The following is a 14,030-nucleotide window of genomic DNA, read 5'->3' as shown; positions in this document are numbered from 1 at the left end:
TCGCCCTCACCTACCGCGCCGGATTCCTGCTCGCCGGCATCGTCGAGTGGCTCAAGTTATTGGGAGACATGCCCTAGTACTGCAACGGCACTTGCTTGACAGGTACGCGATACTGATTGTGTGGTCCTCGATCTGGTTGCTGCCGAGTTGGAAGCGTTGCATGAGCGGATCTCCGGTCGGTTCGCCCGGTCGGAGCCGCGGTCCCGAGTCCGTGAATATGTGACGGGTTTGGTTGCGGGTCTGGAACGCAAGAACGGGTGGACCCTCGCCGAGCGGGCCGGCGAGATCAGCCCGGACGGGATGCAACGGTTGCTGCGGCGCGCGGACTGGGACGTCGACGGCGTCCGCGACGACGTCCGTGACTACGTGGTCGAACGGCTCGGCGATCCGGCCGGTGTACTGATCGTCGACGACACCGGATTCCTCAAGAAGGGCACCCGCTCGGCCGGGGTGCAACGCCAGTACTCGGGCACCGCCGGGCGGGTGGAAAACTGCCAGATCGGCGTCTTCCTCGCCTACGCCAGCGGCGCCGGCCACGCCTTGATCGACCGGGAACTGTACCTGCCCGAATCCTGGACCTCCGACCGCGACCGGTGCCGCGCCGCCGGCATCACTGACGACATCGAGTTCGCGACCAAACCGAGACTGGCGCAACACATGATCGAACGCGCCCTCGACGCACAGGTCCCGTTCTCCTGGGTCACCGCGGACGAGGCCTACGGGCAGGTGAAGTACCTGCGGGTCTGGCTCGAGGAACGCGATATTTCCTACGTCCTAGCCACGCGCTGCAACGACGACGTGTTCACCCCGCACGGCCGCTCCGGTCGCGCCGACGAGATGATCGCCGCGGTCCCGGCGAAGCAGTGGCGCCGGATCTCCGTCGGCGATGGCGCGCACGGCCGGCGCGAATACTCCTGGGTGCGGATCCCGATCCGGATCGCCTGGGCACCCGGGCGCGGGCACTGGCTGCTCGCCCGCCGATCCCTCTCCGATCCGACCGAGATCGCGTACTACATCTGCGCCGGACCCCGCCGCACCACGCTCACCGAACTCGCCACCATCGCCGGCTCCCGGTGGCGGGTCGAGGAATGCTTCCAGCAGGCCAAGAACGAGGCCGGCCTCGACCAGTACCAGGTGCGGACCTACCGGGCCTGGTACGCCCACATCACCTTGTCGATGCTCGCCCTCGCCTGGCTCGCCGGGACGAAAACCCAAGCTATAAAAGGGGAATCGGGATCGACGATCAGGGCATGATCGGCTACACGCTACCCGAGATCCGCCGCCTGCTCGTGCAACTGATCCTGCGACACGCCCACCCCGACGAGCACATCTGGTCCTGGTCGAACTGGCGACGGCGCCGACAACACCAGGCCCGCACTTCCCACTACCGACGTCGCGGACACCTCCCATAAGTGCCGTTGCAGTACTAGTGGGCGGCCACCTCGGCTTTCAGCGTTCTTTCAGCTTGTGTGTGTGACGATCTGGCAAAGTGACCATCGACAACCGAACAAGGACAGCGGTTTCGTCCCGCGCGCCATGCACGGCATTGCTTCGGCATGGTGATCCGAGCTGTGACAGCTGAACGCGCACTTCGATCAGATTTGGATCGCTGCGCTGACGGGCGGCTGGGAGGAAGGGGCGTTGGTGATCATTCGTTTTCCGGGTGTGTATCGGCCCCAGCATGATTCGCGGCTTCTTTTGGAATCGCTCGGCGACGAGCAGGTGCATGCGGGTACGCGGATTCTGGATTTGTGTGCGGGCACTGGGGTGGTCAGCGTGTGGGCGACTCGGTACGGTGCGCGCAGCGTGACCGCAGTCGACGTTTCGCGTCGGGCGTTGGTCAGTACCTGGCTCAATACGGCGGTTCGCGGGCACCGTGTGCGGGTTGTTCGCGGTGATCTGGTGTCACGAGTACGTCACCGGCGGTTCGACTTGATCGTAGCGAACCCACCCTATGTTCCTGCCGAGCACGATGGGCTGCCGGCGAGAGGTCGTGCGCGGTGCTGGGACGCCGGGCACGAGGGACGGGCGTTGTTGGACCGGATCTGCGGCGATGCCCCGGACCTCCTCGACGACGGGGGACGGCTGGTGCTCGTGCAATCGACGCTGAGCGGCACGGAGAAAACGCGATTAATGCTGGGGGAACGCGGCTTACACGTTGAGGAAGCACGCCGTGTCCGCGTCCCGTTCGGTCCGGTGCTGCAAGCGCGACGGGATCTTCTCGTTGATCGCGGGTTGATCGGGCCACAGCAGTGCACCGAGGAACTCGTAGTGTTCCGGGCGGTCAAATGAGCACCCAGCTGACGCGGTCGGGCGTGCGCGCCGCGTGTGATCGAGGTCACCGATGACGCCCTCGGGGTCGTCCGGCCGGTTGGTGCCACTGACCGCGGCGCAGCAGGCGATCTGGCTTGCCCAGCAGCTGACGCCCGACGTGCCCTACGTCATCGCCCAGTACGTGGATCTGACCGGGCCCATTGAGGTGGAGAAGCTGTGCGAGGCGCACACGCGGGCGATGGACGAACTGGGCGCGGAGGTCGTGCTGGCCGACGTCGACGGACAACCGTATCAACGTGAGAGGACTCGATCGGCAGGTCAAGTCCTGGTTTTGGACTTCCGCGCCGAACGCGACCCGGCCGAGTTCGCGCGGGAGTGGATGCGACGTGACTGCACGGTCCCACTCGCGATGGACGACTACTCGCTGATCTTCTCGCGTGTCCTGCGGGTCGGTGACGATCGTGTGTTCTGGTATTCGCGTGCCCACCACCTCTCATTGGATGGATATGCGGCAATGCTGCTGATGCAACGGACCGCGCAGTGGTACGCCGCGGCGCTCGGCGGCGACGAGCCGGATCCGCATCGGGTGGTGGGGCCCGAGCAGTTGAGCCGAGCGGATCGGGACTATCGATCGTCCCCGCGGTTCGATACCGACCGTAAATACTGGGCCAGGCTCGCCCCCGATCTGCCACCGGTGGTCAGCCTCGCCGGACGGAGCGCTGCGCCTCGGCCCGCCGTCCGGGTCACCGGCCACCCCACGGTGGTGTCTTCCACGCCGATGCCCGGAGGCCGGTCCGTCCTCGATCGCACCGCTGTCCTCGTCGCGGCCTTCGCCGCCTACTTGGCACGGATGACCGACGTCGACGACGTCATGGTGTCCCTTCCGGTAACGGCCCGCACAACCGGACCGCTGCGGGCTGCGACGGGTTCGGTCTCGAATGTGGTGCCCCTGGCACTGCCGGGGATCGGGGCCACGACCGTCGAGGAAGCGATCGGAATCGCGCGGGCGGCACTGATCGCGTCACTGCGCCACCAGCGGTATCGGCGCGAAGACATCGGTCGTGAGCGCGGCACGGCCACTGGTGAGCTCACCTCGTTCGGCCCCGTGCTGAATTTGATGCTGTTCGAACCGGACATCAACCTCGGTGCGGTCACCGGTCGGGTGCACGTTCTCACGACCGGTCCGACCGCGGATCTGGCGGTGAACATCTACCCGGGCTCCACGGATCTGATGCCGCGGATCGACTTCGAAGCCAACCCCGCCCTCTACGGCGAGAGAGAACTGAGCAGCCACCACCGCCGGTTCACCCATTTCCTGCAGACATTCGGAGCCGCAATCGGCCAGGACTCCGCGGTGGCCGATCTGGAGTTGTTCCTGCCCGGGGAACGCGAGGTCCTGACACCGGCGCGCGGCCCGGCCGATGCCGAACCGGCAACCCTCACCCAGTTACTCACCACCACCCTCGGTGCATCCGGTGAGCGAATCGCGGTCCGCGACCGCGGACGATCCTTCTCCTACCGGGACCTCGACCGCCATTCGACCGCGTTGGCCGGCACGCTGCTGGGCGCCGGCATCGGTCCGGAAGACCTCGTGGCGGTCGCCGTACCCCGCTCGTACGAATCGGTGGTCGCCGTGTGGGCGATCGCGGCCACCGGCGCCGCCTATGTCCCCATCGACCCGACGCATCCGCGCGCTCGCATCCAGTACATGCTCGACGACTGCAAACCTGTTGCCGGCCTGACGTCCTCCGACACCCGGAGCCAGCTGCCGGACACACTGCGATGGCTCACCGTCGCCCTCGACGCCCTCGACGCCCTCGACGCCCTCGACGCCCTCGACGCCCTCGACGCCCTCGCCGTGCCGCCACCGCGCCCACCGCGCCCGGTGCGCCGGGAAAACGCCGCGTATGTGATCTACACGTCCGGGTCGACCGGTGCACCCAAGGGTGTCGTCGTCACCCACGACGGCCTGGCCAATCTCGCACAGGAAATCCGCGACCACTACGCCCTCTCCGCCACCTCGCGGATCCTGCATTTCGCCTCGCCGAGCTTCGACACGGCTCTGGTCGAAGTCCTCGCTGCGGCCCTGGCCGGCGCCACCTTGGTGGTGACCCCGCCGGATGTGGTTGGCGGCCACGAACTGGCCGATCTCCTACGCTGCGAAGGTGTCACCCACGTGCTGTCGACACCGTCGGCACTGGCAACGGTGGACCCCGCCGGCCTCGACGATGTGGAATTGGTCCTCGTCGGCGGTGAGGCGTGTCCACCGGAACTGGTGGCGCGCTGGGCGCACCACCGGACGATGCGCAATGCCTACGGCCCGACCGAAACCACGTGCAGTGTCACGCTCAGCGCCCCGATGGCCCCGGATCGGCCGGTGACGATCGGGGCGCTGATGCGCGGCGTCGACGCGGTGGTGCTGGACCGGCGCCTGCGGCCGCTTCCCTCCGGCGCGGTCGGCGAACTGTATCTCGGCACCCCAGGGTTGGCCCGCGGTTACGCGCGCCGAGGAGGGATGACCGCCGGCCGGTTCGTCGCCAATCCGTTCGGCAAACCCGGCTCCCGCCTGTTCCGCACGGGTGATCTGGTCCGATGGACACCCGAGGCAACACTCGAGTACGTCGGTCGCAGCGACGACCAGGTCAAAGTCCGCGGGTTCCGGATCGAACTCGGCGAGATCGACACCGCCCTACGCGAGCACCCGGATGTCCGGTTCGCGACGACCGTGGTCCATGACAGGGCGGGGGATGCACTGCTGGTGTCGTATGTGCTGTTGCGGACGTCGTCGGCATTGACCCCGGCGATGCTGCGGACGGCTGTAGCCCAGCTGCTGCCGGACTACATGGTGCCCGCGGTGATCACCGTCTTGGACGACGTTCCGCTGACGCCGACGAAGAAGCTCGACCGGGCCGCCCTGCCGACCCCCGACTTCGGCTCCGCCGCTCCCTCGGCGCGGCCGCCGCGCACACCCGATGAACACGCGGTGGCCGGGGTGCTGGCCCGGGTACTGTGCACCGACGTGGTGGACGCGGAATCGTCCTTCTTCGACCTCGGTGGGGATTCGCTCTCCGCCACCCGGGTGATCGCGGCACTCAACGCCGATTTCGGCACCCAGTTGGGGGTGCGCGATCTGTTCGAGTTCCCCACCGTAGCCGCCCTCGCCCAGCTTCTCGCCGAGGAACACCCGAAGTCGGGTGAACTCTCCTCGCTGCGCGCGTTCGCAACACAACCGCTGCCCCAGCGGGTTCCGCTGGCCCCAGCGCAGCAATTCCTCGATCGCACCGCCACCCGCCCAGCCCTGTACAACCTCCCGTTCACCGTCACGATCCGCGGTGCCCTCGACATCGAGGCGCTGCGCAGCGCCACCGCCGACGTGCTCGACCGGCACCACCCGCTCCGCACGATCTACCCCGATTCGGTGGACGGCCCCCACCAGCGGGTCCTCGACGCCGGCGACGCCGTCCCCGACCTCACCCCGACACACGTGAGCGCATCCCACCTCCCGGCACACACCCGCCCTCTGCTGCACCGCGGCTTCGACGTTCGCAGCGAACCGCCGCTGCGGGCCACACTGTTCGCCACCGGGCCCGAGGAGCACCTGCTCGCGTGCGTGATCCACCACATCTCCGCCGACGGGTGGTCGCTGGCAGTCCTCGCCCGCGACCTGCTGACCGCGTACGCGGCCCGCGCTGCCGGCACCGCACCGAGTTGGGCGCCGCTGCCGGTGCAATACGCGCACTACAGTCTCTGGCGGCACGACGTTCTCGGCGACGACGCTGATCCCGGCAGCCTCACGGCCCGTCAGATCGACTTCTGGAAGGCCGAACTGGCAGGGCTGCCCCGGGAACTGACGCTGCCGGCGGACCGACCCCGTCCACAACGCTGGACCTACGCGGCCGGCCGTCTGAGTTTCGCGGTCGACGAAGAAACCCACGCAGCACTGCTGACCACCGCGCACGCACGGCGAGCGACCCTGTTCACCGTGCTGCACTCCGCGCTGGCCCTGCTCCTCGCACGCCTGTCCTCGCAGCGCACGATCGCGATCGGCATACCGACGGCCGGGCGCACCCATCCCGACCTCGACGAAGTCGTCGGCATGTTCGTCAACACTCTCGTTCTCCGCTCGACGGTCGACCCAGGCACCACCGTTGCCGACCTTCTCGACCAGTCGCGCGCCACCGAGCTGAACGCGTTCGCGCACGCCGATGTCCCGTTCGAGCACCTCGTCGACGTGCTCGACCCGCCCCGGTCGCCGTCGCTGCACCCGTTCTTCCAGGTCGCGTTATCGCTGAACAACTTCACCGCCGCCACCCTCGACAGCGACGGACTGGAGTTCGAGATCGCACCGCAACCACTGGATATCGCCAAATGCGATCTGCACTTCCACTTCACCGACCACCACAGCGCAAAAGGCCACCCGGCCGGCATCGACTGTGAACTGGTGTATTCGGCCGATCTGTTCGACCACGATACCGTCGCAGGATTCCTCCCCGTGCTGCGCACCATCCTCGCCGAGGCCGTCGGATGAGATCCGACGCCGCACCGGTGCCGGGGCGGCGGACACGGTGTCGGTCACACTGAACACCATGGACCGCCGCAGCCTGCACCCCGGAAACTGGAATGTGCGGGTGCGATCCACCGCGGCCGCAGTCCTTGCCGTCACGGTGTGCCTGCTCCTCGCCGGTGGTGCGCTCCTGTTCGTGCTGTACCGCAATCTCGAACACTCCGCCCGAGGCGCCGCCGACTCACGGTCCCACCAGATCATCGAGCAACTCCACTCTCAGCCGCCGCAGGAACTCGACGCATCGCTGCTCGCGACCGACGGCCAAATCGGGGCCGTCCACATCCTCGACAACCAGGGAAGCGTGCTCGTCACCTCGGCCGGGATTCCGTCGTCACCGGTCCTTGCCGCCCCGCTGCCACCCGGCGAGTCCGCCTACCTCGGAAACCTCCACTTCGGGCACGAACGCGACTACTGGGTCGCCGCCCACGGCACCATGTCCCCGAACGGGCCGGTCACCGTGGTCACCGGCGCCGACCGCGAACCGGTCGAAGGTGTCCTGGCCACTGTCGCGGCGCTCCTGGCGATCGGTGCCCCGATCGTCATCGGCTTCGTCGCCGTCGCCACCTACCGGCTCATCGGCGCGGCACTTCGCCCGGTGGAGCGGATCCGCGCCCGTGTGGCGTCGATCTCCACCGATCAACTCGACGAACGGGTTCCCGTGCCCGCGGCCCGGGACGAAGTCGCCGATCTCGCGGTCACCATGAACAGCATGCTCGCGCGGCTCGAGGCCGGGCACCTGGCCCAGCGGCGTTTCGTCGGCGACGCCTCGCACGAACTGCGCAGCCCGCTGGCGACCATCACCGCCGCCCTCGAGCTCGCACAATCCCGTCCCGAATTGATCGACACGGCCCTGGTCGACGAGTCGTTGCTTCCCGAAGCCCGGCGGATGCATGCGTTGCTCGAAGATCTTCTGTTGCTCGCGCGTGCCGACGAAGACTCACTGACCCACCTGCGCGTCGACGTCGATATCGACGATCTGATCCTGGCCGAACGCGCCCGCCTCCGGGGCCTTCCCGGCATCGTGGTCGCCGCCGCCGTCGACCCTGTCCGGGTGGCCGGGGATGCGGAGCAGCTGGCCCGGCTGGTCCGCAATCTCGTCGACAACGCCGTCCGCCACGCACACACCCGAATCGCCCTCGCCTGCCGCAGGTGCGAGGGAAGCGCCGTGATCGAGGTGGCCGACGACGGGCCGGGCATCGCCTCCGCGGACCGGGCCCGGATCTTCGAGCGGTTCGTCCGCCTCGACACTCCCCGAACCCGCGCATCCGGTGGTTCCGGACTCGGTCTCGCCATCGCCGCCGAAATCGTTGCCGCACACCACGGGTCGATCGAGGTCCGCGACCATGAAGGCGGGGGTGCACACTTCGTCGTCACCCTTCCGATCGGCGACGACAGCTACTCCTCCGAACCCATCGAATAGCCCACGCCGCGGACCGTGTCGATGCTCGTTGTGCCGAACGGGGCATCGATCTTGCGGCGAAGGTAGCCGATGTAGACCTCCACGATGTTGTCGTCGCCCTCGTAATTGGCGTCCCACACCGCTTGCAGAATATCGTGTTTGGTGACGACCGAGCCTGCGTGGCGCATCAGGAACTCGAGCACACTGTACTCGCGGGGAGTGAGCTGGAGGCGGGTCTCCCCACGGGTGACCCGCCGCATCGCCGGGTCCAACGAGAGTCCGGCAACACTCAGGACCGGCGGTCGCGGCGGGGCGCCGCGCCGCACCAGCGCCCGTAACCGGGCGATCAGCACCACGAACGAGAACGGTTTGATCAGATAGTCGTCGGCACCGAGGTCGAAGGCATCGGCGAGGTCGTATTCGCCGTCCTTGGCCGAGAGCATCAGCACCGGCGTCCACACCTGCTGCCGACGCATCTCCCGGACCACGTCGTACCCGTGTTTGCCAGGCAACATGATGTCGAGGACCACCACATCGAATCCGCCACCTACCGCAGCCGCCAGCCCGGCGACGCCGTCGTGTTCGACCTGCACGGTGCACCCGTCAGCCACCAAACCGCGGCGCACCGTCTCGGCCAGGCGCGTTTCGTCCTCGACCAGCAACACCCGCACCGCCGCCTCCTCCACAACATTCCCGCAACCAGTGGACCCCAACGGTACGACCGGGGTACCACCATCACCTGGTCCCTCCAGCGCCGGTGTCAGCGCGATCGCCCGGGTCGGGTCACGTCCGCACCCGGGATACGGCGACCCTCTTGGCGAGGTCGTCCCGGGCTGCGCCGGGTGCCATCCCGACGGTCGCCAAACCCAGTAGCACCCCGGCCAGCGCGAGCACCAGCGGTGCGGTCGCCGGTGTACCACCGACAGCCCCGGTCGATGCCAGCCAGAGGTGTTCCCAGCCGGGCAGCTCTGCCCATGTGTATTTGTGGTTGAGGACGCCGGTGTCGAGGTTCGCGCTCACGTGCTCGTACACCCCGAACAGAGCCGCCGGAGCGGCGCACAGAGCAACCAGCCGAGCCTGCACGATGGCGATCCGTGAGCGGTTGAACACGACGATCAACGTCGAGCAGAAGAGCACACTCAGCACAATCCACGGCACGATCTGCTCGGTGCTCCTCCAGTGCCGCAGCGATGCCAGTTCGATTGCGACGAACGCGCACGAGAGCACCGACAGCGCAAGCAGTGCCGCCTGAAACCGCGCGACGAGTCGTGCTTGACGCGCGCCGCCGCGTTCCGGGGCAACCTCATCGTGCATGGCCGCTCATTCTCCTACTGCGGGGCCAGGACACTCAAAATGGTGTCCAGAGTCTGTTGATCGATTCCGTATTTGCCCAATTCCTTCGTCAAGGTATCGGATATCGTGTCGGGACTGTAGGGGCCGTATTCGGTGACCTCCTTCGCCCACTTACCCGCGTTGCTGACTCCGGCTGCCTCGAACGCCGCCTGGATCTGGCTCTGGCTTGCCGTGTTCGGATCTACCTGAGCGACCTCCGTGGCACTGCCGCTGCCGCCTGGGGTCATGGTGGAGGACGCAACCACCGATGTTGTCGGACTCGCCGATGACCCGGTGCCACTGTCGTTGGAGCTGCATCCTGCAAGCAGGCCGGCAGAAATCAGAAGCGGGATACCGAACTGGACGCTCTTTTTCGTCATAGTGGTCAACCTACTTTCGGTGTCCGGCAGCACCCTGGCTGTCGGCTGGGAACAAGCTGGCAGAGCGCCACACGGGCCGCGACTGTCTCACGGGGAGGCGCTCCCCGATACCCGGTCGACATGGTCGCCATGATTCGCGCTGGCCGCTGAAAAAGTGCTGAAAGTAGCGCCTGGCGTTGATAGGCGTCACCGCACGCCGCCCGCTGACCAACCGAGCCCGATAGCCCTCACTCGGCGCCGGTGAACGAGGGGGTGAGGCGTCGATATCGGGCCCTTTCAGGGGTTGACCTTCGAGTGGACTCGAAGGTTTACCGTGGCCGGTATGGCCGAGTTGCTGATCTCCGAACTGTCGCGCCGCAGCGGTGTCCCCGCGACGACGCTGCGCTATTACGAGCAGGTGGGTCTCCTGCCCGCCGCCCGCTCGCACTCCGGGTACCGCCTTTACGACGAGCACGCCGAACAGCGGTTGCGGTTCATCTCCGCGGCCAAGCGCCTGCATCTGCCGCTGCCGGAGATCTTCGAGCTGCTGACGGTGTGGGAGGACGAGGCCTGCCGGTCGGTGAAATCGCAGCTGCGACCAGCCCTCGACGCCCGGATCACCGAGGCAGCCAACGGGATCGACGAGCTGACCAGGCTGCACACCGAACTCGTCGCCGCGCGCGGGCGGCTCGACTCGTTGCCTGACCGTGCCGACCGCTGCGACCCGCAGTGCACCTTTCTCCTCGACCCTGTCACCGTGCAGGGGATGGACGTGGCGACGGCCGACCGGCCGATCGCGTGCACCCTCGACGGCGACGACTACCGCACCCGGATCGACGCCTGGCACTCCCTCCTCGACGGATGCCCCCGCGAGCAGGTCGATACCGGGGTCCGGGTCACCGTGCCCGCCGAGTCCGCTGCCGAGCTCGCCGCCCTGATCGTGGCCGAACAACACTGCTGCGCCTTCCTCGACTTCACCCTCGGCTTCGACCGCGACACCGTCGCGCTGACGATCACGGCCCCGGCCGATGCGCGGGCCCTGATCGACGACCTGATCACCCCGACGGCGCCGTGACCGTCGCCAGATCCGTTGCCCTGTTTGTGCTCGCCGCGATCTTCGAGATCGGCGGCGCCTGGCTCGTCTGGCAAGGGGTGCGCGAACAACGCGGTTGGCTCTGGGCCGGGTTCGGCGCACTGGCCCTCGGCGCGTACGGTTTCGTCGCCACTCTGCAGCCCGACGCGAACTTCGGCCGCATCCTGGCCGCCTACGGTGGAGTGTTCGTTGCCGGCTCCCTGCTGTGGGGCATGGCCTTGGACGGCTTCCGACCAGACCGCTTCGACGTCACGGGCGCACTGATCTGCCTCGTCGGACTCGCCGTCATCATGTACTCGCCGCGCTGACCCCACACGAACCAGTGAAGGGAGGTGTGAGGACCGGGGCGTGTGATGCGGTCCGGGATCGGATGGATCGGGTTGCGCTCTGCCGGGGGCGAAAGGAGTTGATGTATCTGCCGGCGGAGTCGCTCGGGTTCACGGTGGTGTAGCACTGACTCTGCCCGGCTCCCGAACTCCTGGGGGTGCGGACCGGTGCTGCGTGTGGGGCGTAATGGTGCTGTGATCGGGTCATCAACACAAACCAGCGATCAGTGTTCCTCTGTTGCCGGGCCGTGCTTCCAGGGATGATTCACGCGCGTCGCGGCAGCATCGTAAACATCGCATCGATGGCGGGATTTCACTACACCGTGAATCACGTGGCCTATGCGGTCGCCAAAGCCGGTGTAGTCGCACTCACCAGAGATGTGGGGTATGAAGCGGCGCCGCATGGAGTCCGGGTCAACGCCGTAGCGCCAGGCCCGATCGCAGCCCCGACGAGCTCTGCTCGCGAGCGGGATATCCTCGAGACCCTCGGTAATGCGGTGCCGCTTGGCGGATGCGCCGATCCACAGGATATCGCTGATGCTGTCGCGTACCTAGCGTCTGATCGCGCACGATACATAGTCGGCACGACGCTCATGGTTGCCGGCGGCGCCGACCTGCGAGTTAGTTAGGGGTCCAGTCGCATTCGTGCGCTTGGGCGGCGTAGCGCCAACGGTAGGTCGACTTGACCATGAGTTGGCGAAAGTATAAGCAATGCATCGTATTGCGTTTCTGGGTCGTTGGGGAATATGAGGCGGCAACCGCGGGATCGTCCCGGCTTTGTGAGGAACTGGCATGAAGCTCGGTGGCCCCGATCCTGCGGTGTCATGCTCTTCGCAACAGCGAAAGACCTTTTTGGCAAGGGGAGTGACCACCGTTTGGCCCAACTTGATGGTGTCGGCGAGGTTGCCGTCGGCACCGACGGTGACGTTGATCGTCTGGCCCGCCTGTGCATCCGGGTCGGTGGAGACGACTCCGGTGTGGTCACTACCGGCCGCCGACCATCGGACGGGGACATAGCCCCGGTTCCCGACGAAACGGCGCGAGGCATCGGTTCTGTCGAGGGCGGGCTGGGCGTCCCCGAGCAGAACCGCGGGCACCTGATGCACGGCGGCGCAGGGCCTGCGCCTGCTGCTCCAGCCGGGTGTGCGTCGCCGTCCCATACGCGGCGGCGAACGGGACCAACATCACCATCAACACCGCAGCGAGCAGCATGATCACCGCCTCGAGACGGTCACCGCGGCGCATCAGGCGATTGCGGCTCCACGGTCCGAGCCGCCACCACCGCATCGGCATTGGAAATGGCACCGGCGCCGGTGCCTCCCAGCGCATCACCCACCTCCGGCAGGATTGCCTCTGTCTCCTCCTCCGATTGTGCGACCGAATCCAGCCCGGCGCAGCCCCGCGTCAAGCGCAAAGTCAGAACCATCGCAGCAACAAGCGACTCGCCCGAGTTGGCCGGCATCCCTCGCCGACTCGGGCGACACCCATACACCCATCCGTCGCGACCGTCGTTGACAGCGGCGACGGCGCCCGCGCGGACTCCTCCGCCCAACCTCAGTACGTGGTCCGCCGAGCGACACCCATGAGGTGCGGCGGTCAACTGTCGGGGGTCACTCAACTGGCGCAGTCCATCTGCCCGCCGGAGGTATCGGCGAGGTGGTGAGAACCTCGAGGACGTACGATTCGTCGTCCTCCGGGACGGACGAGGCGGGCGACGGCCACGTCCGCGAGCGCGGTGACGAGCCAGGTCATCCCTGAAGAGGCGGGGCCTTGTCAAGGGTCGCGTTTTACGTGGTCGACACCCTCGCGCAGATCGGCGGGCAGCGATGATCCACGACGACAAGGCGCTCCTGTTTCGGCTCCATGCGGACAGCGCTGGGTGAGGGCCGGGGGTCAAGACGCAGCGCCCGCAGCGTGAGCGAGGACGAATGGTCTTGACGGTGGCCCGGCCCGGCGCACACTGGAATGAGCCCGAGAACAGGTCGAGGACCAAACGACGCGATTCGGTTTCGCTATGTGGTTGTGGTGCAACGTCTCCAGTGTGATGCGTATGGGGTTGGGCAGGGCCGAGCTTCCTCGGCTGGCCGGTCATCCCTTCGCCCGGCGGTGCGGGCATGGAGCGGTGCGCTGGCAATACGCGGGGTCAATCAGGACGACGACCACGCCGTTGGCACGGGGGTCAGACCTGGCAACGGCCGCGCGCGTGTTGCGTCCGGGGTGCTCACGCCGTTGCCCTCTGGGGCCAACGCGCGGATCTCTCCGTCACGCAGCCCGTAGTAGACGAGGGTGAGCAGTTGCGGGCCGCGGCGACCTTGGCGATGTTCCGGCCGCGGCGGGCCTCGATGCGTTGGCGGTCGACCGAGATCTTCGTGCCGGCGGGTTCCCGTTGGATGGCCTCCACCGCCGCCCAGTGCACCAGTTTGGAGCCCTGCTTCGTGATGTGCCCGCGGTGAACGACGGTGTCGGACTCGCGGTGCTTGGGGGTCAGACCGGCCCACGAACACAGGTGGCCGGGGTCGGCGAAGCGGTGCACGTCACCGATCTCCGCGACGAACACCGCCGCCAGGGTGGGGCCGACCCCGGGCAGCGCCTGAATCGCCCGATAGCCAGGATGGCCACGCAACTCGGCGGCGATCCGGTCGAAGAATCGTCCCTCGTGCGCGTCGAGGACGTCGATCAGCTC

Annotated in this window: 12 protein-coding genes and 1 pseudogene; 8 read left to right on the top strand and 5 right to left on the bottom strand. The window is 67.4% G+C overall.

Annotation, left to right across the window (positions count from 1 at the left end):
- The first annotated feature begins 120 nt into the window (after positions 1-120).
- The 5 genes from MLGJGCBP_RS08625 (at position 121) to MLGJGCBP_RS08610 (ending at position 8,258) form a co-directional block, all read left to right on the top strand.
- Complete coding sequence (locus MLGJGCBP_RS08625) at positions 121-1,254, top strand: IS701 family transposase (protein ID WP_160094863.1); 1,134 nt, start codon at positions 121-123, stop codon at positions 1,252-1,254.
- Positions 1,251-1,412 (top strand): hypothetical protein, encoded by a 162-nt coding sequence (locus MLGJGCBP_RS50395; RefSeq protein ID WP_007295704.1) that lies wholly within the window; start codon positions 1,251-1,253, stop codon positions 1,410-1,412. Before MLGJGCBP_RS08625 ends, MLGJGCBP_RS50395 begins: the two co-directional genes overlap by 4 nt.
- A 232-nt stretch (positions 1,413-1,644) precedes the next feature.
- Positions 1,645-2,292 (top strand): HemK2/MTQ2 family protein methyltransferase, encoded by a 648-nt coding sequence (locus tag MLGJGCBP_RS08620; protein ID WP_007297138.1) that lies wholly within the window; start codon positions 1,645-1,647, stop codon positions 2,290-2,292.
- 52 nt (positions 2,293-2,344) lie between these two features.
- Positions 2,345-6,802, top strand: a complete 4,458-nt coding sequence (locus MLGJGCBP_RS08615) for a non-ribosomal peptide synthetase (RefSeq protein ID WP_160094861.1) — start codon at positions 2,345-2,347, stop codon at positions 6,800-6,802.
- A gap of 37 nt (positions 6,803-6,839) precedes the next feature.
- Positions 6,840-8,258 carry a sensor histidine kinase gene (locus MLGJGCBP_RS08610; RefSeq protein ID WP_007297135.1) on the top strand — a complete coding sequence of 473 codons (1,419 nt, stop codon included), beginning with the start codon at positions 6,840-6,842 and terminating at the stop codon, positions 8,256-8,258.
- Here MLGJGCBP_RS08610 and MLGJGCBP_RS08605 read toward each other — a convergent pair.
- The 3 genes from MLGJGCBP_RS08605 to MLGJGCBP_RS08595 all read right to left on the bottom strand — a co-directional run bounded on the left by MLGJGCBP_RS08605 (position 8,234) and on the right by MLGJGCBP_RS08595 (position 9,949).
- Positions 8,234-8,908, bottom strand: a complete 675-nt coding sequence (locus MLGJGCBP_RS08605) for a response regulator transcription factor (RefSeq protein WP_007297134.1) — start codon at positions 8,906-8,908, stop codon at positions 8,234-8,236. The two genes, MLGJGCBP_RS08610 and MLGJGCBP_RS08605, sit on opposite strands and share 25 nt — an antisense overlap.
- A gap of 112 nt (positions 8,909-9,020) precedes the next feature.
- On the bottom strand, positions 9,021-9,551 hold the full coding sequence (locus MLGJGCBP_RS08600; protein WP_007297133.1) for a hypothetical protein: 531 nt from the start codon (positions 9,549-9,551) through the stop codon (positions 9,021-9,023).
- A gap of 14 nt (positions 9,552-9,565) precedes the next feature.
- A complete protein-coding gene (locus MLGJGCBP_RS08595) occupies positions 9,566-9,949 on the bottom strand; it encodes a hypothetical protein (RefSeq protein WP_039951123.1) in 384 nt (127 codons plus the stop codon).
- A 322-nt stretch (positions 9,950-10,271) separates the two neighbouring features.
- Between MLGJGCBP_RS08595 and MLGJGCBP_RS08590 the strand changes: the two genes are divergently transcribed.
- The 3 genes from MLGJGCBP_RS08590 (at position 10,272) to MLGJGCBP_RS08580 (ending at position 11,976) form a co-directional block, all read left to right on the top strand.
- The gene (locus MLGJGCBP_RS08590; RefSeq protein WP_007297131.1) at positions 10,272-11,003 is read left to right on the top strand and encodes a MerR family transcriptional regulator; all 732 of its coding nucleotides are present in this window, start codon (positions 10,272-10,274) and stop codon (positions 11,001-11,003) included.
- Positions 11,000-11,329: a YnfA family protein gene (locus MLGJGCBP_RS08585; protein ID WP_007297130.1), complete on the top strand. Its 330-nt coding sequence runs from the start codon at positions 11,000-11,002 to the stop codon at positions 11,327-11,329. The genes MLGJGCBP_RS08590 and MLGJGCBP_RS08585 overlap by 4 nt, the downstream gene beginning before the upstream one ends.
- 224 nt (positions 11,330-11,553) lie before the next feature.
- The gene (locus tag MLGJGCBP_RS08580) at positions 11,554-11,976 is read left to right on the top strand and encodes an SDR family NAD(P)-dependent oxidoreductase (RefSeq protein ID WP_080512618.1); all 423 of its coding nucleotides are present in this window, start codon (positions 11,554-11,556) and stop codon (positions 11,974-11,976) included.
- 602 nt (positions 11,977-12,578) lie between these two features.
- On the opposite strand, the gene MLGJGCBP_RS08575 is transcribed toward MLGJGCBP_RS08580, so the two are convergent.
- Positions 12,579-12,809: a hypothetical protein gene (locus MLGJGCBP_RS08575; RefSeq protein WP_007297128.1), complete on the bottom strand. Its 231-nt coding sequence runs from the start codon at positions 12,807-12,809 to the stop codon at positions 12,579-12,581.
- A 778-nt stretch (positions 12,810-13,587) separates the two neighbouring features.
- Positions 13,588-14,030: pseudogene (locus tag MLGJGCBP_RS08570) on the bottom strand (transposase); the annotation flags it as partial.

It is taken from the genome of Rhodococcus sp. T7 (genome assembly GCF_009872365.1).
In the GTDB taxonomy this organism is placed as follows: domain Bacteria; phylum Actinomycetota; class Actinomycetes; order Mycobacteriales; family Mycobacteriaceae; genus Rhodococcus_F.
This window is presented reverse-complemented; position numbering and strand designations above follow the sequence as displayed.

What these genes read in the sequence shown, in the direction of transcription:
- MLGJGCBP_RS08600 (WP_007297133.1), bottom strand. Translation starts at nt 9,551, where the DNA reads ATGCACGATGAGGTTGCCCCGGAACGCGGCGGCGCGCGTCAAGCACGA.
- MLGJGCBP_RS08590 (WP_007297131.1), top strand. Translation starts at nt 10,272, where the DNA reads ATGGCCGAGTTGCTGATCTCCGAACTGTCGCGCCGCAGCGGTGTCCCC.
- MLGJGCBP_RS08615 (WP_160094861.1), top strand. Translation starts at nt 2,345, where the DNA reads ATGACGCCCTCGGGGTCGTCCGGCCGGTTGGTGCCACTGACCGCGGCG.
- MLGJGCBP_RS08595 (WP_039951123.1), bottom strand. Translation starts at nt 9,949, where the DNA reads ATGACGAAAAAGAGCGTCCAGTTCGGTATCCCGCTTCTGATTTCTGCC.
- MLGJGCBP_RS50395 (WP_007295704.1), top strand. Translation starts at nt 1,251, where the DNA reads ATGATCGGCTACACGCTACCCGAGATCCGCCGCCTGCTCGTGCAACTG.
- MLGJGCBP_RS08575 (WP_007297128.1), bottom strand. Translation starts at nt 12,809, where the DNA reads ATGCCGGCCAACTCGGGCGAGTCGCTTGTTGCTGCGATGGTTCTGACT.